This window comes from Rhodobacter sp. P1_C2, assembly GCF_056406375.1.
In genome coordinates this window covers 1-21,790 of the sequence record NZ_JBFUAG010000008.1, presented here as the reverse complement: position 1 = coordinate 21,790, position 21,790 = coordinate 1, and the positions used below count along the sequence as shown (strand labels likewise).

22 protein-coding genes and 2 pseudogenes are annotated in these 21,790 nt (G+C 62.4%); 11 read left to right on the top strand and 13 right to left on the bottom strand.

The window, feature by feature from the left end; genetic code table 11:
* The first annotated feature begins 27 nt into the window (after positions 1-27).
* Entirely contained in the window at positions 28-1,089 is a 1,062-nt protein-coding gene (locus tag AC1DZT_RS14940) for an SIS domain-containing protein (protein WP_478007437.1), read from the top strand.
* A 35-nt stretch (positions 1,090-1,124) separates the two neighbouring features.
* The gene (locus AC1DZT_RS14935) at positions 1,125-2,744 is read left to right on the top strand and encodes a GMC family oxidoreductase (protein WP_478007436.1); all 1,620 of its coding nucleotides are present in this window, start codon (positions 1,125-1,127) and stop codon (positions 2,742-2,744) included.
* A 169-nt stretch (positions 2,745-2,913) separates the two neighbouring features.
* Here AC1DZT_RS14935 and AC1DZT_RS14930 read toward each other — a convergent pair whose 3' ends face one another.
* On the bottom strand, positions 2,914-3,474 hold the full coding sequence (locus AC1DZT_RS14930) for a TetR/AcrR family transcriptional regulator (protein ID WP_478007435.1): 561 nt from the start codon (positions 3,472-3,474) through the stop codon (positions 2,914-2,916).
* Positions 3,475-3,579: 105 nt separating this feature from the next.
* Here AC1DZT_RS14930 and AC1DZT_RS14925 point away from each other — a divergent pair, with 105 nt between their 5' ends.
* From AC1DZT_RS14925 to AC1DZT_RS14905, 5 genes are all read left to right on the top strand, one after another.
* Complete coding sequence (locus AC1DZT_RS14925) at positions 3,580-3,981, top strand: DUF4267 domain-containing protein (RefSeq protein WP_478007434.1); 402 nt, start codon at positions 3,580-3,582, stop codon at positions 3,979-3,981.
* Positions 3,982-4,019: 38 nt separating this feature from the next.
* Positions 4,020-4,457 carry an ester cyclase gene (locus AC1DZT_RS14920; protein WP_478007433.1) on the top strand — a complete coding sequence of 146 codons (438 nt, stop codon included), beginning with the start codon at positions 4,020-4,022 and terminating at the stop codon, positions 4,455-4,457.
* 60 nt (positions 4,458-4,517) lie between these two features.
* Positions 4,518-4,841, top strand: coding sequence for an NIPSNAP family protein (locus AC1DZT_RS14915; protein WP_478007432.1), 324 nt, complete (start codon positions 4,518-4,520; stop codon positions 4,839-4,841).
* Positions 4,842-5,601: 760 nt separating this feature from the next.
* Positions 5,602-6,006 (top strand): hypothetical protein, encoded by a 405-nt coding sequence (locus AC1DZT_RS14910; protein WP_478007431.1) that lies wholly within the window; start codon positions 5,602-5,604, stop codon positions 6,004-6,006.
* Positions 6,007-6,008: 2 nt separating this feature from the next.
* Positions 6,009-6,140 (top strand): hypothetical protein, encoded by a 132-nt coding sequence (locus AC1DZT_RS14905; protein ID WP_478007430.1) that lies wholly within the window; start codon positions 6,009-6,011, stop codon positions 6,138-6,140.
* Positions 6,141-6,269: 129 nt separating this feature from the next.
* Here the strand turns inward: AC1DZT_RS14905 and AC1DZT_RS14900 are convergent.
* The 4 genes and pseudogenes from AC1DZT_RS14900 to AC1DZT_RS14885 all read right to left on the bottom strand — a co-directional run.
* Positions 6,270-6,581 (bottom strand): annotated as a pseudogene (locus tag AC1DZT_RS14900) (DDE-type integrase/transposase/recombinase); the annotation flags it as partial.
* A gap of 176 nt (positions 6,582-6,757) precedes the next feature.
* A complete protein-coding gene (locus AC1DZT_RS14895; RefSeq protein ID WP_478007429.1) occupies positions 6,758-9,223 on the bottom strand; it encodes a DUF2339 domain-containing protein in 2,466 nt (821 codons plus the stop codon).
* A 384-nt stretch (positions 9,224-9,607) separates the two neighbouring features.
* Positions 9,608-9,841: pseudogene (locus tag AC1DZT_RS14890) on the bottom strand (transposase); the annotation flags it as partial.
* A gap of 638 nt (positions 9,842-10,479) precedes the next feature.
* Entirely contained in the window at positions 10,480-10,986 is a 507-nt protein-coding gene (locus AC1DZT_RS14885; protein ID WP_478007617.1) for a recombinase-like helix-turn-helix domain-containing protein, read from the bottom strand.
* A 365-nt stretch (positions 10,987-11,351) separates the two neighbouring features.
* On the opposite strand from AC1DZT_RS14885, the gene AC1DZT_RS14880 reads away from it, so the two are divergent.
* The 3 genes from AC1DZT_RS14880 to AC1DZT_RS14870 are packed head-to-tail and all read left to right on the top strand — an operon-like array spanning position 11,352 to position 14,505.
* A complete protein-coding gene (locus tag AC1DZT_RS14880) occupies positions 11,352-12,863 on the top strand; it encodes a DUF4153 domain-containing protein (RefSeq protein WP_478007428.1) in 1,512 nt (503 codons plus the stop codon).
* Positions 12,860-13,534, top strand: a complete 675-nt coding sequence (locus AC1DZT_RS14875) for a response regulator transcription factor (RefSeq protein ID WP_478007427.1) — start codon at positions 12,860-12,862, stop codon at positions 13,532-13,534. The genes AC1DZT_RS14880 and AC1DZT_RS14875 overlap by 4 nt, the downstream gene beginning before the upstream one ends.
* Before the next feature lie 20 nt (positions 13,535-13,554).
* Complete coding sequence (locus AC1DZT_RS14870) at positions 13,555-14,505, top strand: sensor histidine kinase (RefSeq protein ID WP_478007426.1); 951 nt, start codon at positions 13,555-13,557, stop codon at positions 14,503-14,505.
* Between the two features lie 393 nt (positions 14,506-14,898).
* Here the strand turns inward: AC1DZT_RS14870 and AC1DZT_RS14865 are convergent, their stop codons facing one another.
* Genes AC1DZT_RS14865 through AC1DZT_RS14855 form a run of 3 tightly spaced genes read right to left on the bottom strand, consistent with a single transcriptional unit; the run spans position 14,899 to position 17,040 of the window.
* A complete protein-coding gene (locus AC1DZT_RS14865; RefSeq protein WP_478007425.1) occupies positions 14,899-15,498 on the bottom strand; it encodes an NADPH-dependent F420 reductase in 600 nt (199 codons plus the stop codon).
* A 2-nt stretch (positions 15,499-15,500) separates the two neighbouring features.
* On the bottom strand, positions 15,501-16,394 hold the full coding sequence (locus AC1DZT_RS14860) for a pirin family protein (RefSeq protein ID WP_478007424.1): 894 nt from the start codon (positions 16,392-16,394) through the stop codon (positions 15,501-15,503).
* A gap of 16 nt (positions 16,395-16,410) precedes the next feature.
* On the bottom strand, positions 16,411-17,040 hold the full coding sequence (locus AC1DZT_RS14855; protein ID WP_478007423.1) for an FMN-dependent NADH-azoreductase: 630 nt from the start codon (positions 17,038-17,040) through the stop codon (positions 16,411-16,413).
* A gap of 328 nt (positions 17,041-17,368) precedes the next feature.
* On the opposite strand from AC1DZT_RS14855, the gene AC1DZT_RS14850 reads away from it, so the two are divergent.
* Entirely contained in the window at positions 17,369-18,292 is a 924-nt protein-coding gene (locus tag AC1DZT_RS14850; protein WP_478007422.1) for a LysR family transcriptional regulator, read from the top strand.
* Positions 18,293-18,570: 278 nt separating this feature from the next.
* Here AC1DZT_RS14850 and AC1DZT_RS14845 read toward each other — a convergent pair whose 3' ends face one another.
* The 5 genes from AC1DZT_RS14845 to AC1DZT_RS14825 all read right to left on the bottom strand — a co-directional run bounded on the left by AC1DZT_RS14845 (position 18,571) and on the right by AC1DZT_RS14825 (position 21,409).
* Complete coding sequence (locus AC1DZT_RS14845; RefSeq protein ID WP_478007421.1) at positions 18,571-18,789, bottom strand: helix-turn-helix domain-containing protein; 219 nt, start codon at positions 18,787-18,789, stop codon at positions 18,571-18,573.
* A gap of 36 nt (positions 18,790-18,825) precedes the next feature.
* The gene (locus tag AC1DZT_RS14840; protein WP_478007420.1) at positions 18,826-19,032 is read right to left on the bottom strand and encodes a hypothetical protein; all 207 of its coding nucleotides are present in this window, start codon (positions 19,030-19,032) and stop codon (positions 18,826-18,828) included.
* A gap of 411 nt (positions 19,033-19,443) precedes the next feature.
* Entirely contained in the window at positions 19,444-19,653 is a 210-nt protein-coding gene (locus AC1DZT_RS14835) for a hypothetical protein (RefSeq protein ID WP_478002334.1), read from the bottom strand.
* Positions 19,654-19,915: 262 nt separating this feature from the next.
* A complete protein-coding gene (locus AC1DZT_RS14830) occupies positions 19,916-20,296 on the bottom strand; it encodes a response regulator (protein WP_478007419.1) in 381 nt (126 codons plus the stop codon).
* Between the two features lie 72 nt (positions 20,297-20,368).
* Positions 20,369-21,409 carry a sensor histidine kinase gene (locus AC1DZT_RS14825; protein ID WP_478007418.1) on the bottom strand — a complete coding sequence of 347 codons (1,041 nt, stop codon included), beginning with the start codon at positions 21,407-21,409 and terminating at the stop codon, positions 20,369-20,371.
* Positions 21,410-21,790: the final 381 nt, after the last annotated feature.

The window sequence follows — 21,790 nt, the reverse complement described above, 5'->3', positions numbered from 1 at the left end:
GGCCCAGGTTCTGACTTTGGAGTTATCATGACCGCCGCCAAGAATTTCCTCGCCGATATCCGCGAACAACCCGACGCCATCCGCCGCGCCTGGGCCGGGGTGACCCCAAGCCATCTGGCGCAGATCGCCGGTTGGCGGGCGGCGATGGCCGAGGGCCACATCCGCCACGTCATCCTGACCGGCATGGGCGGCTCTTATTTCAGCGCCTATGGCAGCTGGCAGCGTCTTGCGGCACGGCTGCCCGTCCCCGTCTCGCTCTGGGATTCGTCGGAGCTGATCCAGCAGGCCCCGGGCCTGATCCGTGGCGACACGCTGGTGATTGCCATCTCGCAATCGGGCGAAAGCGTTGAATTGCGGCGCCTGACCGAGGGTTCGGTGCGGCCTTACGGTGTTATCACCATCACCAACGGCGCCAGAAACACGCTGTCCGCTTGGGCGGATTGCGCCGTGGCGACCGAGGCCGGCAAAGAGGACGCCGTCTCGACCAAGACCTATGTCGCGGGATTCATTGCCCTGCTGGCGGTGGAGCAGGCCATTCTGGGCAGCACGGACCTTACCACGGAGATGATCGCAGCGCTGGCCGACACCGCCGCCGCGCATCTGGAGCGATTTGAACGAGGCGCCGAGGCCGCGATGGCCTTCCTTGGCCCGAAAAGCCCCTTCACCTACATCGCCCGTGGCGCAAGCTTCTCCAGCGCGGGCATGGCGGCCCTGATGACGGTGGAGGCGACGAAGTTGGACTCCACCGCCCTGACCGGCGGCCAGTTCCGTCATGGCCCGCTGGAGCTGGTGCGCGAGGGCTTCCGGGCGATCCTGTTCCTCGGCCACGGGGCCGAACGCGACTTGAACGAGGTCACCGCCCTCGACATCGCCCGTCTCGGCGGGCGCTGCCTGGTTCTTGCCGCGAGCCCACCCGCCAGTCTGCGCCGCGACGGGATCGAGATCCTGGAATTGCCGGACCTGGCCCCTGCCCTCTTGCCCGCGGTCGAGATCATCCCGCTGCAGTTCCTGATGGTCCCCCTCGCCCTTGCGCGCGGCTTCACCCCGGCGGTCTTCCTCAACGGTTCCAAGGTCACGCTGGTCGAGTGACCCGCCTTGCCCCCTCTCAAGACAGGACTGCGTCCATGACCGCCAAGACCCCTGAATTCGACTATGTGATCATCGGCGCCGGATCGGCCGGCTGCGTGCTGGCCAATCGCCTGACCGAAGACCCCGCCGTTTCGGTCTGCCTGCTGGAGGCCGGCCCCTCGGACCGCAGCCTCTTCATCCAGATGCCCGCCGCCCTGACCTTTCTTCTGGAAAGCGACACCTACAACTGGAAGTTCGAAAGCGAGCCGGAACCGGCGCTGCATGGCCGCGTGCTGGGGCAGGCGCGCGGGCGCGGCCTTGGCGGCTCCTCCTCGATCAACGGGATGGTCTATGTGCGTGGGAATCCCAAGGATTACGACCAATGGGCCAGCCTTGGCGTCGATGGCTGGAGCTTTCAGGACTGCCTGCCCTACTTCCGCAAGATGGAGAGTTTCGAAGGCGGGCGCGACCCGAAGCGGGGCGGCGATGGCCCTCTCGCTGTGACACGCAGCGCCGCCCGGCATGCCTTTTATGACGCCTTCCAGCTTGCGGGTGACCAATATGGCCTGCCTGCCGCGGGCGATTACAACAGCGGCGATCAGGAAGGCGTCCATGTCACGCAAGCGACCATCCGCGATGGCAAGCGCTGTTCGGCCGCGGTGGCCTATCTGCACCCGGCCATGGCGCGGCCCAACCTGACGGTGCGGACCGGCTGTCTGGTCGAGAAGATCGTCTTTGCCGGCACCACCGCGCAGGGTGTGGCCTATCGCCGCCGCGGTCAGGCGGAAACCGTCATGGCCGGGCGCGAGGTGATCCTGTCCGCCGGCACCATCGGCTCGCCCCATATCCTGATGCTTTCAGGCGTGGGAGAGGCCGCGCACCTCAAGACCCACGGCATTCCGCTGGTGTCCGATCTGCCCGGCGTGGGCCAGGGCCTGCAAGACCATGTCGTGGCCTCCTTGCGGTTCGGGTCCAACGGGGCCGATGCGATCAACCGCAAGCTCAACAGTTTTGCCGGGCGGGCCAGGTTGGGGCTGGAATGGCTGCTCTTCAAGACAGGCCTTGGCGCCACCAGCTTCTTCGAGGTCGGCGCCTTCTTTGACGGCGGCAGCGGCACCGATTACTTCAACCTGCAGCACGAATTCCTGCCCTTCCTGGCCGACTTTCAGTCCGGCAAGGTCGTGCTGGGCGACGGGTTCCAATATTTCACCAGCCAGATGCGTCCCTTCAGCCGCGGGTCGATCCGGCTGAAATCGGGCAATCCGGCCGACAAACCCGCGCTGAGCTTCAACTATTTCGAAGATCGCCGCGACATGGTCGAGATGATCGATGGGGTGCGCAAAACGCTGGAGATGGCGGCGCAACCGGCATGGGGCAAATATTCGACCGGCGTGCTGGACCCCGTGCACCGCAAATCCACCGATGCGGAGATCGAGGCCTTCATCCGCGACATTGCCAACACCGAACACCACCCGGTCGGCACCTGCCGGATGGGCAGGGATGCAGGTGCCGTGACCGATGCGGCAGGAAAGGTGCACGGGCTCGAACATTTGCGCATCGTCGATGGGTCGATCCTGCCCAAGATCCCGTCGGCAAACGTGAACGCCCCGATCATCATGGTGGCCGAGAAGATCGCCGACGCCATCACGCGGGGGGCCGGAGCGTTCCAGCGGTAATGCAGGGCGATCAGAGGCCTTGGCCCTGACTGGTGCCGCCCCCCGGCCTCCTGCTCCTGCAAGATGCTGGGAATCTGCTCTTTCGTGACCTTCGTTCACTTCCTCATCCGGTCCCCTCTTTGGACCAGACTCCACCATCGGGCGGAGGAAGCACCGGGCGTCACAGCGATCAGCAAGTGCTGCCGAATTTCCGGATCAGGATCTCCAGCCGCTCCTGCGCCTGGTCGGAGGGGATGCGTTTGGACTGTGTGAGGGTGACCAGCCCGTGCAGGGCGCTCCACAGCACTTCCGCCGAAAGCACGGGGGTCGCCTGATCCGGGCCAAGCGCTGCCACCAGCGCGGCGAAGGCCGCGCGAAGCGCCTGAAGGGTCTGCGCGCTGGCAAACAGAAGGTCCGTCGGCAAGACGAACATCGCCTCGTAGACGACCGGTTGCGCCTCGGCGAAGTGAAGATAGGCGGCACAGGCGGCGGACAGGGCATTCTCGCCACCCGCCGCCTTCTTCAGGTCGCGCGCAAGCTCGTCGAACCCACGCATGGCGACGGCGGCCATGATCTCGGCCTTGCCCTTGAAATGGCTGTAGAGGACGGGCTGGCTGTATTCGATCAGTGCGGCGAGGCGACGGGTCGTCACGGCATCCCAGCCTTCCGCCGCGGCCAGTTCAAGCGCGGTGTTCAGGATGAGTTCATAGCGCTCCGTGCGCTGGCGTTCTTTGCGGTCTGTGATCGACATGCCCACACTTCTACCGACGTATTATTTCCTGTCAACGCTAGAATCCCGCTTGACGGCTAAATATAGCAACGCTAGAAAAATTGTAGATGATAGGAGCAAGCCACCATGATCCACTCCCACCTGCTGATTCAGATCGGTTACGCGCTGTCCGGCGTGATCGCCGCCGCGATCATCTTTCTCGGCTCCCGCTTCTGGCTGTCGCCGGGCGGGGCATCGTCCGAATTCGGCATCGCCGCCTCTCCGCCGCCGTCTTCCGGCTTCGACGCCTGGCTTTCGGTGAAGGGAACCCGCGACATCGTGTCGGGGATCGTTGTCATTCTGCTCATGCTGAACGGAACACCGCAAATCCTGGGCGAATTCATGCTTGCGGCCAGCCTCATCGCCTTTGGTGACATGATCACCGTGCTTCGGTCGAACGGAAGCCGGGGCCTCGCCTATGGCATGCACGGCCTCACCGGGCTGGTCATCGTCGCCGTCGGCCTCTGCCTCATCCTCGGCGCCAATTAGATGCCGGTCTCATCCCTCACCCTTGAAAGGGGCGCTTCATGACCACCTTTGCCCATGCCGATCTGGAAAAGCTCGGCCATCTCTTCGCCGAAATCATGTCCGGCCACGATGTCTCGCGCTTCGACGAGATCAAGTCGCCCGCTTACGTGAACCACAACGCCTTTGCCGCGCCGGGCCTTGAAGGGTCGAAACAGGTCCTCGGGGCCATCATCGCGGCCGTGCCGGACCTGAAGGTGACGGCAGAGGCCGTGTTCGTCGCGGAGGGCGGCACCCACGTGATCGGACGCTACCGCTACGAGGGCACCCATACCGGCACCTTCATGGGCTATTCGGGCACGAACAATCCCTTCCTCATGCGCTCGATCGACATCTGGCGGGTCGAGGACGGAAAGTTCGTCGAGCATTGGGACGAGCTCAACACGCTCGACGTCTTCATCCAGATCGGTGCCGTCTCGCCGCCGCGCCAGCCATCCTGATGCCTCTGGCACCCGGGTGCGACCGGGAAAGCCAGCCCCATCCCCCTGAAAGGAGGCCCGATGCGAACCTATGAAATGCGTGTCTACGCGTTGCGCAGCAAGGAAGCGCTCGATTTCTATGCCGCGACCGTCTATCCGCGCCACCTCGAGAATTTCGGCCAGTTCGGCGTCGAGGCGCACGGCTTGTGGACCCAAAAGGACGACCCGAAGCTGCGGATATTCGTCCTCGTGTCCTACGACGAGGGCGCCGATCCCCGGGAGGTCGCGCAGCGCTACATCGATAGTCCAGAGGCCGCAGCGGACGCCAAAGGCTTCGATGTCGCCGACATCCTCGAGGTCGACTCGACGATCCTTATCCCCTCCGCGCGCTCTCCGCTGAACTGAGCCGACGCGGCCGAAAGGTCACCCAGCGAAGGGGGCTGGTCGAAAGCACTTGACCAGACCCCGCCGAGGCCGCGGAAACGACCGGATGCCGAACGCCGGCCGGGGTCTGGGCTTCGCTGTCACTCGTCATTTTCATCCGAACGTTCTCATGCATCTTGCCGAGGAGGTTCTCCTGCCGAGGCCCGTTAATTTGTGAAGGATTACCCAAGCACGATCACGCCGCTCTCGGATGTTGCCCTTGAGCTCTCTTGCAGCTTACCCAGCCCGCCGGACGCGGCTTCGAAGTCTATGTGCAAAGCACGGCGACGACGCGCGAATTCAACTGTCGTTTCGGATCGAACGGGAAGCTGCTTGGAATTGATTGAGCGGAGTGGCCCGATCACCCGGCAGATTTCTCCAAGCTGATGGTGACTGCCCAAGCATCGTTCATTGGACAGGGCACCTGTGCAGACATGCAAGAAAGCCGACAGGGAGAGACCAGAAATGAAGCCAGCGTTCACTCGCCTGGGAACGAGATGGACGGCAAAGAGGTCCACAGTGACGTTCTGAAGGACCTCAGAGTCCGGCTGAACGACGAACTGGCCCGGATATCCGTCGACAACTTCCTTGTGTGCCAGAAGCGCCGTACGGTCGAGAAGTTCCAGAAGCGTGAGCCATGGCACAGGCTCGAAATTGATGGCAGTCCGACGCGACGTTCGCCCGATATTCCAACCGGATCAGGAAGGTCGCGTCTGATCTGGAACCGCGCGCCAACATCCCGATGCTCAAGCACCCGTTGCTCCTGATCCTCGGAGTGCAAACCGACGAATTATGGCAGGATGTCACGCTGCAGGACATCGAGCGCCTCCGCCGTGCTTTGCTCGAACTGGTCAAGTTGATCGAGCCCATCGCACGCAAGATCGTCCACACCGATTTCACCGACGAGAAGTGCGCTGGCACCGAGATCGTCATCGGCGCCGTCGCCCCCGGCATGGATAAGCTGCGCTTCACGATGAAGGCCCGCCGCTTACTCGAAAAGCACAAACACCTCATCGCCCTCCAGAAACTGCGCCGGGCAGAAGAGCTCACCCCAACTGATCTCACCGAACTGGAGAAGATGTTCCTCACTCAGGGCGTGCCAGTTGCGGATGGCGCTAGGAGATCACCCGGGGATACGAAGAGGTGAGCATGGAAATGTCGAATGATATCAAGCTCAAGGCGATGGCTGAGAGTCGCGCCAAGTCCACTTTGAATTTCCGGGTGTGGTTTCAGGGGCAGATTTCGCAATCCACCGAATTACCCAATGACTTTAAAGGATGATGGCGGAGGGAACGCGACTGCGATCGAACCTTCTCTGCCACGTAAGCTATTGAAACTACTATAATGTCAAAAATTCGAATTGGTATTCGGTGGAAAAGCGACCGGTATCCAACTTGTGCGGTTTCGACTTCCTTCCTGGTCAGCGGCCCGCCAAGGGTAGGGCTGCCGGCCGTTGAGCTTCACGAAAACCTCGTCCAGATGCCACCGCCAGCGGCTCGGCCGCGTGCTCGAAATCCGCCATATCCGGATTTCCGCAGCGAACAGCGGGCCGAACCTGTTCCACCAGAACCGCACCGCTTCGTGGCTGATCTCGATACCACGCTCGGGCAGCAGATCCTCGACATTCCGCAGCGAAAGCGGGTATCGAACATACATCATAACCGCCAGGCGGATGATTTCGGGTGCCGTCTTGAAGTACCGGATCGGGCTACGTTTGATCATCACTCGAGGCTAGGCGACCGCTCCGCCCGCCTCAACAGATCTTCCTCTGACACTGCCTTCAGGCAACGTCTTGGAGGGGTCAAGGAGGACGCTTTGGTCATGTTCGAAGCCAAGCGGAAGGCTTGCTCATCAGATGCTTTGCTTTGAGCCGCTTTCCTTTGATCAAGCCGCCGTCCCTACTTGCGTGACACCAGTTCGGCCCAGCGGTTGAGCCAGGCGAGCCCGGCCAGTGACATACCGAGGCCAAGAAAGCTGAACACCCGCGTCAGGCCGCTCAGCCCGGCGGCGTCAATCAGGAACACCTTGGCGACGGTGACGGCAATGACCGCCATGCCGACACGGCGCAGCAGCACCGACCGGCGCGCAATTGCCTGATACAGAAGGCCCGCCCCGAGCAGAGTCAGCGCCACGGTATAGCTGTAAAGTTCGTTCTGGCGCACACCCGGTCCACCCAGAAAATCGCCTTGCCAGAAGCGCCTGATCTCCAGCCCGGCATACAGCGCGAGCAAGGCCGACCCCACGCCCATCACGGCGAAGATAACCTTGGAGGGCAGCCCCAGCCTGCGCGCGGCAAAAAGCAGGATCAGGCCCGGCATGGCATAAGCCAGCGCGAGGGTGTCCAGCAGGATCGGCCCGATCACCACGATCTGAGGCTGATCATAAGGCGACGCGAAAAGCGGGTTCAGGGGACCAACCGCAGCCAACAGCCCGGCGGTTGCGGCAAGTCCGGCAACGCCGGCGATGATCAGGCGCAGCTTGCGCATCGGCCCGCCCAGCCGCGCTCGGTAAAGCTGAACCAGCGTCATCGAGAGCCATGGCAAGGCATGCAAGGTTGCCGAATAGCTGCTCTGCGTCGTGAAATCGCCATCCGGCCCGACCAGCCAGCGCCCAATCAGCACGTTGAACAGGACCGCCACCAGCGCCAATGCCGCACTTTCCAGCACGCCCTTGGTCATGGGTCGCGGCAGAGCGGCGAGCAGGATAACAGCCACAATTTCGGCCGCGACCGCTCCAGCAAACGCCAGCAGGACCGACAGCAGAGGCGCGGTCAGGGCCCAGTCGATGCCGGGGTCAACCACCAACCGGTATCCCAGAACCAGAACCGCAATCTGGATGAAGAGCCCCATCTCACGCAGCGTAAAGCGTTGGTCAAGCGCCGCTGCCGCCACGACCAGCACGGCCAAGGCAAGGGTCAGAGCTGTGGCACTGGTCAGGACGAACAGCGACAAGGCGATCAGCGACAGAGCCGACAACGTGGCATAGGCGGCCCGGCAGTGGTCGACACCATCTTTGCGGGCAAAACGCTCGGCCAGACCCACCATCCCGGCCGCCACCAGCATCGCGTGGACCGACCACCCCCAAGTGCCCAAGACCCCGGCGGGTTGCCAAAACAATTCCAGCACCGCCACGACAACCGGCGCCACCAGAACCGCCGCGAGTGCGTGCAGCAAGGCCGCCCTCCCGCCCCGCAAGGCGCGCACCGCAAAAGCCGCCGAAACCGCACTTGCCATCAAGCCAATCCAGGTCACCGTCATCGGAGGGCCACTCTCGGGCAGACGCAGGATGATTGCCTGAGCCAGAAAGCCTTGCGACATCGGCCAGTATTGCGTCACGTCATAGACCAGACGCACCGCGATCGCCGCAGCGGGCAGCAGCGCCAGATCGGTCAGACCCTCGGCCCGGTCGGCCCAGATCAAGAGCAAAAGCGCCAGCACCGTCAGCGCGACAAAGGCGCCAAAGCCAAGCGCCGCCGTCTCCCCCGGCAGCATCAGCAAGGCCAGGCTCGACACCAGAACTGAACCTGCGGCCAGACGGGTCGGAAACACAGGCCAGCCAGAGGCGCCCTTGTCCAGCAGGGCGCCGAGCACCGACGGGCCGGGGTGTTCGGGGATCAGGCTCAGCAGCGGAAGCGCGATAGCGGCCAGCGCCAGCACCACCAGATGGATCTGCCAGCCCAGCTCTCCCGCGCCGAAGTTCAGCATCGCGTATCCGCCCGCATAGCCCAGAACCAGCGCCATGACCGAAACCCAGGCCCAGCGGCGCACCGCATCCACCGCAAGCCCGGTGGCCGCAACCAACCCGTAATAGGCGTAAAGCAAAGGCGTTGCCGAACTGTCCGACCCGACGAGAAAAGGCGCCGCTGCAGCGCCGAACAGGCCCACAGCCACCAGAAGCGGGCCATAGAACCAGCCGAGCCCGACGCCAATCAGCGCCGTCGCTATGTGCAGAACCAGCGCCGCAGTCGGGCCGATCAGATCGTACAACTGTCGCGCCGCAACCGTGGCGGCAAAGATCACAACCAGCCCGGCCCCGGCAAAGACCGACGGCAGATTGGCGGTCGCACTCCCCTCGCCGTCGCCCCCGTGCCGACGCATCCATTCTCCGGCGGCGATCAGTGCGGCCCCGAACAGAATCGCGGCCATGACGCGGGCTGCGGGCGGCAACAACCCGTTCTGCACACCGTATTGCACCAAAAATACCCCGGCCAGCGCCAGAGAGGCTGCTGAAATTGCATAGACCCAGTTGCGTCGCAGCCAGACGCCAAGGGCCGAGACCCGGTCCGCCCGCATCACGATCGGGCGGTTCTGGTCAAGTGACGCGGGCTTTTCCTGCTCGGCGGATTCAGGCGCTGGGTCTGGCAAAATCCCTGGTGGCGCAACCTCTGCAGGCATTGGCACAGGTTGAACGGTTGCAGGCTGAACGGGCATGGGCCGGAGGAGTGCGTCCTGCGCCGGACTGACAGATGACACAGGTTGCAGCGCGGCCGTAGCCCTCATTTCGGCGATGAGATGTTCCATCCGCAGAACGCGGTTTCGCAGGGCCACATGGGCGACGACCAGTACGATCAGACCCACGGGTATCGCGAGCGCGACAAGCCCCAGCAGCACCAGAACGTCGTCCATCCCCGAACCTCATCCCACGCGGCCTTGTCCCGGCCGTCAGCATTACGATAGACAAACGCCCCTGTTTCTCAAAGGAATAAAGCTGGTACAGCGATTGACCGCCCCAGTCGGTGTACTGGCCGGCTCGGCTAGATCGGCCCGCATCTGCCCGTTCCCGGGAAACGACGTGGCAGGGGTTGCGGCGTCGGGCCTTCCTTCGGACCAATGGCAGTCAGGCCCTCCATCCCGAAACCAGCGGCGCAGGACGCTCTCCGCCACGTCGAGGTCTCGGGCCGCTTGCGCCACCGCAACTCCCCGATCCGTCACCAGCCTTACGGCCTCGATCATGAACTCACGGCTGAACTTCCGTCTCGTCATATCTGCTCTCCAGTTCCTTGATCACGATCTTATCTTCGTGTCCACGAAACCGGCAGCAGGCCAGGATGCCAGATTTGAATTAGTGTGCTTCCAGCTCGAAGCAGACCGCCAGCTCTCTTTGAGAATAGCGACGCCGCTTTTCCAGAAACAGCCATTCCGGAATGTGACATCGAGAACAATCCCAAAGTCACGGTTGGGCACGAAATTGGAACCACCCGGAGAAATTCTGCTCGTTTTACAAAGGAGAAGGTAGCGGTGCCTGTGACGATGGACGACGGAATCAAACGGTGGACGGCAAAGCGGAAGACGGGTTGCGTCTCGCCCCGAGGCTTGAGCCTCGCGCGCCCCCCTTACCCATGTTCGGGATCCAGTCCGCTTGGTAAGGAAATGGTCCAAGCCTCGCCTGGCTTTAGCGTCCGAAATCGTGCGCAATCGATGTTGCGCCGGTGAAGTTCTTGCGCTTAGACACTGCGGATCGGGCGTCAGGCATGGGTTTCGTCCTCGCAACGGCCGGGCGTTCAGCACGCGTCGTAAATCGTTGCTCCACAGCCGTCCTGACGCAGAGGTAGCCCCTTGGCGCTCTCCATTCCAAGATTTTTTCGCATCAGCCTTTTCAAAATCGCCCGTGACGGCCTCAGCTAGGACCGCCTGGGCTCGGGCCTGTCAAATCTCGCCGGCCATCGGTCACGCGACATGATCTGTGAAGCCGATCGCGGTGGCCGCTCATCCGGCCAGACTGCGCGCACACGCAAAAATTCCTGCGACTGGAGGCCTCTGGCCCGCACACTTGAGACGACGACTGACGAAGCTGCCGACCGCTTGATCAGGTTTCTGACATTCGACACCTGCCACTTCCCCCCGCGCCGCGTCCTCATCCCCCGCCGGTTTAGTTCCGCAGCCATCGCGCGCAATGTGGTGTGCCCCTGTGCCCGGATATCCGCCAACACCGACTCCAGCCCCTCCGCAAACAGATCCGCGTTGGCGGTGACGGCCCTCCTGAGGGCCACAGCGCCCTTCCCGGCGTGTCGGAGCGCCTCCGCCCCGTTGGGGTTGCCGAGCCTCACCCCGCGCGCCTTGGCGACGGCCAGGGCCCCCTTGGTGCGACGGGATGTCGCCTCGCGTTCGGCTTGGGCAACCAGGGACATGATGCCCACGGTAAGATCGTTGGCTTCCGGCATGTCGACGGCGTGCGCATCGGATGTCGATTTCGGCCCAAAGCTGCCCTTCGGGATATCCGCACACCCGCAGCTGGCTTCCGGAAAGCCGCCGTTCAAACGAGGTGTGGTCAAATCCGTCGAGCCGGGTCTACAGTCCAAGCAATTGCCATGCTTTGGGCTGAAGGGCCCCGCCTCCCCTCGATGAAACGATCCTGTTTTCGGGTTCCCCGCATTCGGTGCAGAACCCCATAAGCGGATCGGCTTCGCACCTGCACAAGATCTGCGCAGTCTCCCCGCGGCTTCTGCACGCCGACTGTCCGAGTGTGTCGGAAGACACAATGCGGAGCCATGAAATGACCCAACCCCCTCTAATCTCGGGCCTGCCGAGCTCACTTGCGCGCGACGGATGGTGGCTCGATGATCCCTTGACTTCTAAGCCCGAGCCGCCTGCACCGTCCGCGATGGGAGGTCTTCCGCGTCGGGCTGGGCTGGTGGTGCTTGTCGCTTTGGCCGATCTGCTGTTTTGGCATCACGCCCCCGGCTTGTCGCTGGCGATTTTTGCAGTGGCGATCTTCGCTGTCGCGGCCTTTCAAGATCGCCCTCACCCGCTCGGTTGGAAGCCCATGCTCCTGTTGGTCCTGGCGGTCACACCGGTGGTTGAGCATCTGCAGGCACTGTCGGCTGCCTTTCTTGCGGTCGGTTTGGCCGGAGCCCTGATCTGGCTCCGCAACCCCAAAGCCGCTTTGCCGGACATCGTCCCCTTGGCTCCGGCCTTGCTGAGGGCCTTGCCCGTCCGCTGGTTCCGAGGGCTGCCCCTTCGCAGAGCGACCTTGGCCAGGATCGTCGCCGCCCCCCGGACCAACGGTTGCTTGCGCCGGATGGTGCGGGACTGGGCCTTTCCCTTGGGTGGCGTTCTTGTGATTGCCGGGCTTCTGATGCAAGCGAACCCGGTTCTGGCGGAGATCCTGCGGATCGACCTCGACCTTTGGGCCTTGCTGAACCGCGGGTTGTTCTGGACCGCCGCGGCCGTATTCCTCAGCGCTCTGCTTGCCCGGAAGCAGCCCGATCCGATCGCCCTGCCCCATATTCCTGCCCTGTCCGGCAGGTGGTTCGGGCTCAATGCCAGTTCCGTGCTGCGGGCCCTTGGAGTGTTCAACCTGTTGATCGCGGTGCAAACAACGACCGACCTGACGATCCTGGCCTTTGGCGCAAGACTGCCCGAGGGGATGAGCCTGGCGGAATATGCCCATCGCGGGGCCTATCCGCTCTTGGCAACGGCGCTCCTTGCCGGCGCCTTTGCCCTAGCCGCCCGGCCCTTTCTGGGCGAGCGGCGGGCTATCCGACCGCTCTTGCTGGTCTGGCTGGTGCAGAATGTGATCTTGTGCGCCGCGGCGATGATGCGGCTGGACCACTACATCGATGCCTTCGGACTGACCTATCTGCGGCTTTACGCGCTGATCTGGATGGGACTCGTGACGGTCGGCCTGGGACTGGTTGCGTGTCAGGTCTTTCTGAGGCGGAAGAACTCGTGGCTTGTCCTTCGCTTTGTGGCTCTGGGCCTCGGCACCCTTTACGTCAGCGCCTTCATCAATTTCGCGCAGATCATCGCGGTGCAGAACCTGGACCAAGCCAATGCCGACATCGGTTACATCTGCGACCTCGGGCCCCTGGCGCATGGCGCCCTGGAGCCGAGCTCCACCGCCTCATGGGTGCTATCGGTCAAAGACCCGCAACACTGCACCATCCTTGAAGCCCCGATTGTCGAAGACTGGCGGGATTGGGGCTTTCGCTCCTGGCGCGTCGCCCACTACAGTGCAGCCAAGGTCGAAGGGGAGGGACGGGTTCCAGTGGAGCGGGGACAATGAAGATCCTGATCGTCGATGACGATCCGCGCCTGCGTGAACTGGTGCGGATCGCGATGGAGCGGGCGGGCTTTGCCACATTGACCGCCGCCGATGGCCGCGCTGCGCTGATCCATGCCAGCCGTGAGACACCCGATCTGATCGTGCTGGATGTCGGCCTGCCCGAGATGGACGGTTTCGAGGTCTGCCGCCGGATTCGGTCGGGCTCCGAGGTGCCGATCCTGTTTCTGACCGCCCGCGATGACGAGATCGACCGGATTGTCGGGCTGGAATTGGGCGCGGATGACTATGTGACGAAACCCTTTTCACCGCGCGAATTGATCGCCCGCGTTCGGGCCATCCTCAAGCGCGCCGGGAGGGGCCCGCTGGCGGAAACCCTGTCGCGGGGGCGGGTTGAGTTGGATTTACGGGCCAGATCTTGTCGGGTGGACGGCGCCGAGGTCGCGCTGACCGCGACCGAATTCGACATATTGGCGCGGCTGATGGCCGAGCCTGACAGACTGGCGGCGCGCCCTGCCTTGTTGGCAGCACTTTGGGGGGCCAAGAGTCCCGTATCCAACCGCACCTTCGACAGTCATCTGCGCAACCTGCGCCGCAAACTGACCGAAGCCGGCTGCGACGGGGTGATTGAGACGGTCCATGGCCAAGGGATGAGACTGGGGGCCTGCCTTTGACGCGTCGCTGGCGGCCCTCGTTGGCTTTCGTCTTGGGCGGGGCACTGGCGGCAACCCTTAGCATGTCATTTGCGGGCCTTGTGGCATTGCGCTATCTCGGCCCGGTCTTTGGCTTTCGCGTTTCGGCCGTGGCCTTGGCGCTGACGATCACCGCCGCCACGGCGGGCCTGGGATGGCTGTTGTTGCGGCTGCTGTTGCGGCCGATCCGGGCGCTGGAGAACTATGCGCGCGCCCAGGAAAGCGGTAGGTCGGCCGCTTTGCCGCTGCATTTCGGTACGCGTGATACGGCGGCGACGGCGGTTCGCGTGGTCGCCATGGCAGAGACGCTCCGCGACCGTGAGGCGACGATCCGTACCTTTACCGACCATGTCACGCATGAACTGAAGACGCCCGTTGCGGCGATAAGGGCCGCAGCGGAGTTGCTGGAGGACGGCGGAGTGCAGTCGCCCGAGGACGCTCTTCTCTTAGCTGGGATCGACGGGGCCTGCGCGCAGATTGAGGCGCAACTCTCCGCCCTGCGCCGCGCCGCACAGGCCCGCGAGGTCCGCCACCTGGGCCACGTGCCGCTTCGCGACCTGCTGCCCGGATTGCGCGCCGATTTCCCGGGCCTTGGCCTGTCTGCGCAAAACGAGAGCCTGCTCCTGCCGATCGCTCCAGAGGGCATGATCATCGTGCTGGGTCAGATGCTGCGCAACGCTGTCGAACACGGCGCCAGACAGGTCGCGCTTGAAGCCGAGATGACCGCTTCGGGCCCCATTCTCGACATCTGCGACGACGGAGCCGGTATCTCGACTGGCAACGAGACACGGATTTTCGAGCCCTTCTTTACCACGCGCCGCGACCTTGGCGGCACAGGAATGGGGCTTGCCATCGTGCGCAACCTGCTGACTGCGCACAGGGCGAGGATCATCCTCTGCAAAGGAAGCCCGACCAGGTTTCGTATCCTCTTTAAGAGGGTAGAGACGGTCTAGGAGAGCCCTGGTCAGGTCCTGAACATCCACGAGAGCGGCCCATTGCCGACCGTCGGCGGCCGTGGCAAGGCGCATTGTGGCTTTTCCGTACCAGCCATTCTCGCCAGCCGCAGCATTTTCAGTTGGACAATGCCGCCGATGCTGACGTGTCGCTCAACCGTGCAAGCCGTCAGGCTCGAAGCGGGCGCGATCACACCTACCGGAGCATCAAACAGGACCGAAGGTGCTTTGCCGACTACTGGCCCGAAACATCGAAAAAAGACCGGTGCCAAGACCTCGGCCGTTGCCTGCTTTGGCTTCGTCCAAATATCACATGCTATGGTTCATTGTCGGATCGCCAGATGGACTGGCGGTCCGACGGATTTCTTCCATCTCAACCAACTTCACACGCTTTCAGCCGACCTTGATCAAGTTCTGGAAAATCAGGGCATTTCTGGCTTGGATCAGGCGCCCGCCTTCCGCAATCTTGCCCAATTCGATCGGTGCGTAGCCAAGGTCGGAGACCAGTTTGGCGACCAAAGCGCTGGAGGCCTCGTCGTCGCTCGACACGAACACGACGCGGCGGCCATCCGGAATGGCGACCGGGGCTACAAGTCCCTTCATCGGCAACTGGTTGAACGCTTTGACGAGATTTGCGCCGGGGACCCGATCTGCATTGACCTCGGACGACAAGCGGCCCTGAAGTTCGCGCTCCTGCACGTCGAGCGGCAGAAAGGCAGCGTTGGTGACGTCGATCACGATCTTGCCGGTCCAGTCCGACCGCGTGGCGGCAACATCCTTGAAGTTGAGGAAAGGGACGGCAAAGAAGATCACGTCGGCCTCGAGAGCCGCGTCCAGCGTGGCTGCCGTCACACTCTGGCCAAGCGATGCGATCAGGGGCTCGATCGTGGCCGGGCCGCGGGTGTTGGCAATAGCGACGTCGATGCCGGCGCGCGAGAATATCCCGGCGAGGGTCAGACCGACGTTGCCGGTGCCGATGATGCTGTAGGTCATGGTCATTTTCCTTTTGGTTGCGCCACCGCTGTGGGTTGGCTGTTGGAGGCGAAGGTCCCGCGCGCAAAGTCCCGGCGGGCCTGACGTATTTCTTCGGTGGTGTTCATCACGAAGGGGCCGCCGAAGACGACGGGCTCTTGCAGGGGTCTTCCTGCAAAGAGGAGAAGCCTCACGGGCGTATCGTCCGTGCGCAGTGTCAATTCTGTCGGCTCCGACCGGTTCGGGCGTGTAAGCCAGGCGATTTGCCCGGCACTGACGCGGCTTTCACCCGGTCCGACCAGGACGCTGCCTTCCAGGAGGAAAAGGAAGGCGTTGTCTTCTCCGGCAAGGTCGATCGACGTAGCGTCGCGCGGACCCAGATCGACCTTAAGCATAGTCACCGGGACATGGTTCAGCGTAGGGGCCGAAATCCCATGACTTTGCCCCGAGAAGATGGCGATACGGGTGCCACCCCGCTCCCACAGAGGCCGGTCCACCGCACGCAGATGCTGATACCGTGGTTCGGTCATCTTGGCGGCGGCGGGCAGGTTGATCCAGAGTTGCAGCGTGTGTGCAATCGTGCCGGGAGGCGCGCTTTCTTCGTGCAGAACGCCACGCCCTGCAGTCATCCACTGTGCATCACCAGGCCCTAACCAGCCGAGGTGACCGGCCGAGTCCTGATGATCGACCACCCCCTCGATGACGTAGGTCAAGGTTTCCATGCCCCGATGTGGATGAACGGAATAGGCACCATGCGGCATCCAGTCTTCGCCCATCAGCAGGAAGGGGTCGCTGAAGGCAGGATCGTCGCTGCCGATCAGGCGCCTTACCCGATGGCCTGAAACGAAGCCCGGTGTGGTTTCAGGATCGTCTATCCGGGCAACACCGCGTTGGGTGCTTAGTGGTTGAGAAGTCATGGTGCCGTTCCCGGGATCACATCGCTGCGGCACTGGCTGGCGCGCGAGTGGCGGCAGCTTCGACCGTGGCACCCAAGGCCTCGACCGCGGTTTCGCCGACGCCGCCCGCGACGCTGCGGCCGGCCAGCGTGATGTTGACGTCCGAAATCCCGATCCACCCCAGCACCTGGGTCAGATACCCGCTGGCAAGGTTGTAGCCCGCGACCGGCGAGCCTGGCGTGAAATCACCGCCGGTGGCCAGGATGATGTCGGCGCGCTTGCCGGACAGAAGGCCCTTGTTGTCGGTGCCCACCGTCACCCCGACCCGCACGATCTGGTCGATCCAGGCCTTGAGCGCTGCCGGGATCGAGAAGTTGAACATCGGCGTCGCGATCAGCAGGTGGTCGGCGGACTTCAGTTCCGCGACCAGGTCATCCGACACCCTGATGGCCGCCGTCATTTCGGCTGTGTGCGTGTCGGCCGGCATGAAGGCCCCGCCGATCCAGGCGAAATCCACCAGCGGAACCGGCGCCTTGGCCAGATCACGGGTGATGACCTTGCCTTGCGGATTGGCAGCCTTCCAGGCCGCAACGAAGCGTTCGGTCAGCTTGCGCGAGGTTGAATAATCAAAACGCGGGCTGACTTCGATGACGAGAAGGGTGGGCATGAGGGTAGTCCTTTTTGAAAGGGGGAGGGGAGTCTGGGAAACGGGGCCGCCTGCGGTCGGGCGGAGCCGGTTGGCAATCCGCGCAATCCAGCTTCCCGACCCGGTTTTCGGTCTGTGAGGCATGGTCAATTCTTTCCTGATGACCGGCACCGACACGAGGGCACGGCCTGACGAGAGGCTTGATCGAAGGTTTGTTCTGTCCGGCTCAGGGCGGCTGCAATCTTGGGAAGGTCGCCATCGCCAACTGATGACCGATATTTAGGATGCTTGATTGCATCAGTAAATTGACGTAATTTCGCTTCTATACATCTAATGATTGGATGGGAATTTGCTGGACAGCGTCACCATCAACCAGTTGCGCACCTTCGTGGCCGTTTGCGAAGAAGGCAGCTTTTCGGGTGCCGCCAAGAAACTCATGCGGGCGCAGTCCGCCGTCAGTCATGCCATCGCTGCGCTGGAGCAGGCGCTTGATGTCGCACTTTTCGAGCGGGATGCGCGCCGCGCCGAGCTTAGCGCTGCTGGGCGCAACCTTCTGCCCGACGCGCGATCGGTCATCGCCCGCACCGAAGAGATGAAGACCCGCGCCAGTGCCATCGCGCGGTTCGGCGCACCGCAGCTGTCGATTGCGGCGGACGTCTATTTTCCGCGCCCGCATCTGATTGCCTGCCTTCAGTCTTTGCAGACCCTCTCGCCCATGGTGGCGGTCAGCCTGCGGATGACGACGATGCAGGGCGGCGAGGCGCTGGTCCTCGACGGCGTCTGCTCCATGGCCATTTCCATCGCCGACGTGCCAGAGTTGAACCCTGACGCCATCGAACGGCACTGGCTGGGAGAGACGTCGATGGTCACGGTCTGCGCCCCGACCCATCCCCTGGCCGCAACCCCGTCACCGGTTCCAACCGACGAATTCAGCCGGCATGTGCAGCTTGTCGTCACCGACAACCGCCCAAACGCCGACAAGACCGAAGTGGCCGTGGTCGGAGAGCGCAAGTGGCATGTCAACGACCTGAGCGCCAAGCATGATTTTCTGACGGCGGGCCTCGGCTGGGGCCACATGCCGCGCGATCTGGTCGCGGGCGATCTGGCCGCCGGCACCCTTGTCGCCATTCAGCGCCATGCCTGGCACATCCGTCCGTTGACCTTCATGCTCTCACAACGCCGGGGGCAACGGCTGCAGGACGCGGAGGCGACCTTGCGCGATCTACTTGCAGATTGGGAAATGGAGCAAGACCCGGAAAACCCGATCGCTTAGGCCCCGACGCCAGAAACTCCATCACCTGATTCGCCCTTCTGCCGATGAATGCGTCATTCCTGACGGAATCCGTCGGCATGCTTTAACGCGGTGCAGCAAACCTAGCTCAAGCTTCAGGACCGTCCGGAACGGAGCTCACGTGAATGGATGAAAGTCGCGTGGCAGGTCACGCTCTATGTGTGAACGTCCGCGTTTTCAACCATGCTGCATGCGCTATGCTGCACTATCGTGAGGCGGCTTTCCGCCCTTTGCGAACACACTTGAAAGCTGATCGGAGTTCAAGCAGCCTCGACAACCTCTATCGAAACTGCCTTTCCCAGCGCCCGGAATGCAGCCTCGTATTGGTCCAGGCGGGTGCCGTGGTGCGGATCAAACAGGCGGTCCACCGTCGGCCGATCCACTCCGAGGCGGCGGGCCAGCTCGGCACGGTTCGAGCCAGCTTCATCGAGGGCCCACCGCAGAAGCACCTTCAGCGTCACCTGCGAGTCGATCGCCACTCGGGGTGTTCCTGCGCCGGATCTAGCGATGGTGACCTACGCAGCTGCCACGTCCTTTTCGTCCGTCGGATCTTCTAGGAAAAAATAGGCGCTCTCGTAGCTATGCACTTCGGAGCAGAACGGACAGACATGCGGCTCTCGGTCCATGACGAAGCCGCAGTTCGAAAAGCTCGCTTCGTCCATGATGAGGCCGGTAAACGACACACCGCTTGTTGTAGGGCAACGGACCATGAGACGGGACATTTGGACCTCCCGAGTTTCATCAGGAGCTGAAACTATCACGATTCGCGCATTCCCCAAAGCTTAGCGGAGGGAGCGTCCGGCAACTGCGCTCAGACTGGCTGATTAAGCGATGGATTGAGATGCCGGACTAGTTGCCAGAGGATCATCGATTAAGCGGGCTGAACGAGATCAAGGGGTAGACCGAACCCAGAACAGAGTTCGGGACTTTCTTCGGGATATGCATCTAACGCTAATGCGCATTTGTGATGTGGGATCCTGAATGTGGCGCTTTCTCTCAAGCCATCGTGCCGGTCAAACAGATCAAACTACGGCTCTGGTCTTTCCGTCATTCAGTTCGCTCGCCTGTGGCGGCCGCGCTCACGATAAACCCGGTGAGCCGGTTGGTGTCGCGGGGGCATTTACATGGGTCAATCATATCTGCACCACGCCGCCGTCCCAGATTCCGAGTTCTTTTGCGCGCTCGTCCAAATGCGGGCCCACTTCGAGGACCTGGATGTTAAGGCCGATCAGATAGATGGCAAGGTCACCAAGGTCAAAGGCTCGTGCCAGCCAGCGCCCGGTTCCCACTCCGCCTGCGGCGTTCACTTTGGGTTGCATAGATTCGACGATGAAGGTTTCCATGAGATTGAGATAGTGCCTGTTCACGAAAGGTGCAAACCCTGTGGATTGTTCGCGCTTGAGTTGTACATTAGAGCTGACCCAAGTTCAATCAGGACGCTCCACCGACGGCACGCGAGAGCGAGGCGTGAAATCCAAAAGGCTAAAATAATATATTATAAATCAATTTGTTAGGTAAGGCTTCAGGGGATTTTTGGAACTCGCTCTGCAACGACGTAGCCGTCAAGCGCTCACCGAAGATCCGCATCCAAAACATGCGAGCGTCTCAAGCGGCACTATCCACCGCTAGCAAGCGCGCCATCGCGTCGACTATTGCGTGATCGGAGTAGGGTTTGGCGAAGTAGTGGCTGCCTGTCGGAAGGCTGCTCTCTTCCAGGATGGCCTGCCCGGATGCGACGATCAACTTCACGGGCGGCCATCGGTTGCGGATGTAGTGCGCCAGTTTGATGCCGTCCATCGTCCCCGGCATCTGAACATCGGTGAACACCAGATCAATGTCGTCGCGCGATTCCAGGATCTTGATGGCCTCATCGGCCCCTTGGGCCTCCAGCGCGATGTAGCCTGCCGAATGCACAAGATCGACAGCACCCATCCGTATGAGTGCGTTGTCGTCAACCACCAGCACGATCGCTATACCGTTTTTCATCAGGTTCTCTGAATATCTGAAACGGGATTTTTGTGAACCCCAGATGTGAAGTGATCGGGATGCAAATGAGACCTATGCGGCAGATGGGACAGCAACTTGCCCTCGATGTCTGATGGTGACGGCGGTGCCCGGTTCAGCGTCGCTCACTTCGAGTTTGCCCTGAATGTTTCTGGTCAGCGCCTCGACGATGCCGGTGCCCAGGCCGGCTTTCGGTGCGGCATGGCCGGTTGGCATCCCAATGCCGTCATCCGTGATCTTGAGCGTCCATTCCTGGCCTTCCGTCCAATAAGCGACCGTGATCTTGCCCGTCGGCTGCGTCGGGAAGGCGTGTTTCAGGGCGTTGATCACCAGTTCCGTCACGATCAGCCCCAGGCTCACGGAAACGTCGGCTTCCACCGAACTGTCGTCGACGTCAACGACGATGGATTGCCGGTCGTCGTCCGCAATCATCGATGCCCCAAGACTTTCGCAAAGCAGGGTCAGGTAGGCTTTCAAGAGCACCTTGCCGCCCTTCGACGTGGAAAGTTGCTTCTGGACGGCCGCAATCGACATCACGCGGTGATGGGCGTTCTGGATATGGCCGCGGGCCTCGTCGGATTGCACCCGCCGGGCGCTTTGCATCAGCACGCTGGCGATGATCTGCAGGCTGTTGGCAACGCGGTGTTGCACTTCCTGGATCAAGACCTCTTTCTCGTTCAGCAGATCATCCCGGAGCCGGGCGGCCTCCCGGGCGTCGGTCACGTCCGTGACGGCCAGCAACATCCGGATGTGATCCTTCACGCCGTCATCAAGAAGCTGGGCGTTGACCACCAGGTGTCGCGTCTTCTGATCGGGTCGCTTCAGGTCGATCTCATAGGCGTCGATCTTTGCGCTGCCGGCGGCCGTTGCCTTCAGCAACGAGGCCAACCGCGGCATCGCCCATTCGCCATGTCCAAGCGTGCTGATGCTTTTGCCAACGATCGTCGCAGGATCGATGTCAAAGGTTTTGCAGAACGAGAGGCTGGCTGCGATGATCTGGAGATCCGCCGAAAGGAACAGCAGCGGCTCGTTCGAGAGGACCACAACCGCGAGTGTGCTCGGCGCTTCGACATAGCTTTTGGATTTGGTCGGCATCAATGGCCCCCATCGGCCGAAAACTCGCGAAGCGAGTCATCACTCGGCAGGATCGGCCGGGAACACAAATTGTCCGCCGCATCGATCTGGTAATCAGTAGCATGTTTGTCTTGTTCTGCGCCACTGTGAACTGTAAGCGGTGCGACGGCCCCGTGGTTCCGGGGCGAAGGTCTTTCGGGCATGCCGCCCTGCAACTGAGTTTGCAGGAGTTTGGCAGTGGAACACCAAAATGAGCACCGGATGGAGGTTCCCAGTCGCAAGGGAGTTTCGCGCATCGAGGTTCTGGATGGGCCAACCGGGCGGCGGCGTTGGCCGGATGATCTGAAGGCACGGGTTGTGGCCGAGAGCCTGGCTCCCGGGGCGCGTGTTTGTGATGTGGCC

Bases quoted from the DNA above. Each gene is read 5' to 3' on its own strand.
- AC1DZT_RS14930 (WP_478007435.1), bottom strand. From the start codon at position 3,474: ATGTCGATCACAGACCGCAAAGAACGCCAGCGCACGGAGCGCTATGAA.
- AC1DZT_RS14915 (WP_478007432.1), top strand. From the start codon at position 4,518: ATGCGAACCTATGAAATGCGTGTCTACGCGTTGCGCAGCAAGGAAGCG.
- AC1DZT_RS14920 (WP_478007433.1), top strand. From the start codon at position 4,020: ATGACCACCTTTGCCCATGCCGATCTGGAAAAGCTCGGCCATCTCTTC.
- AC1DZT_RS14865 (WP_478007425.1), bottom strand. From the start codon at position 15,498: ATGACCTACAGCATCATCGGCACCGGCAACGTCGGTCTGACCCTCGCC.
- AC1DZT_RS14830 (WP_478007419.1), bottom strand. From the start codon at position 20,296: ATGAAAAACGGTATAGCGATCGTGCTGGTGGTTGACGACAACGCACTC.
- AC1DZT_RS14880 (WP_478007428.1), top strand. From the start codon at position 11,352: ATGACCCAACCCCCTCTAATCTCGGGCCTGCCGAGCTCACTTGCGCGC.
- AC1DZT_RS14885 (WP_478007617.1), bottom strand. From the start codon at position 10,986: ATGTCCCTGGTTGCCCAAGCCGAACGCGAGGCGACATCCCGTCGCACC.
- AC1DZT_RS14825 (WP_478007418.1), bottom strand. From the start codon at position 21,409: ATGCCGACCAAATCCAAAAGCTATGTCGAAGCGCCGAGCACACTCGCG.
- AC1DZT_RS14840 (WP_478007420.1), bottom strand. From the start codon at position 19,032: ATGTCCCGTCTCATGGTCCGTTGCCCTACAACAAGCGGTGTGTCGTTT.
- AC1DZT_RS14855 (WP_478007423.1), bottom strand. From the start codon at position 17,040: ATGCCCACCCTTCTCGTCATCGAAGTCAGCCCGCGTTTTGATTATTCA.
- AC1DZT_RS14935 (WP_478007436.1), top strand. From the start codon at position 1,125: ATGACCGCCAAGACCCCTGAATTCGACTATGTGATCATCGGCGCCGGA.
- AC1DZT_RS14905 (WP_478007430.1), top strand. From the start codon at position 6,009: ATGGAAATGTCGAATGATATCAAGCTCAAGGCGATGGCTGAGAGTCGC.
- AC1DZT_RS14875 (WP_478007427.1), top strand. From the start codon at position 12,860: ATGAAGATCCTGATCGTCGATGACGATCCGCGCCTGCGTGAACTGGTG.
- AC1DZT_RS14835 (WP_478002334.1), bottom strand. From the start codon at position 19,653: ATGGAAACCTTCATCGTCGAATCTATGCAACCCAAAGTGAACGCCGCA.
- AC1DZT_RS14925 (WP_478007434.1), top strand. From the start codon at position 3,580: ATGATCCACTCCCACCTGCTGATTCAGATCGGTTACGCGCTGTCCGGC.
- AC1DZT_RS14940 (WP_478007437.1), top strand. From the start codon at position 28: ATGACCGCCGCCAAGAATTTCCTCGCCGATATCCGCGAACAACCCGAC.
- AC1DZT_RS14910 (WP_478007431.1), top strand. From the start codon at position 5,602: ATGCTCAAGCACCCGTTGCTCCTGATCCTCGGAGTGCAAACCGACGAA.
- AC1DZT_RS14860 (WP_478007424.1), bottom strand. From the start codon at position 16,394: ATGACTTCTCAACCACTAAGCACCCAACGCGGTGTTGCCCGGATAGAC.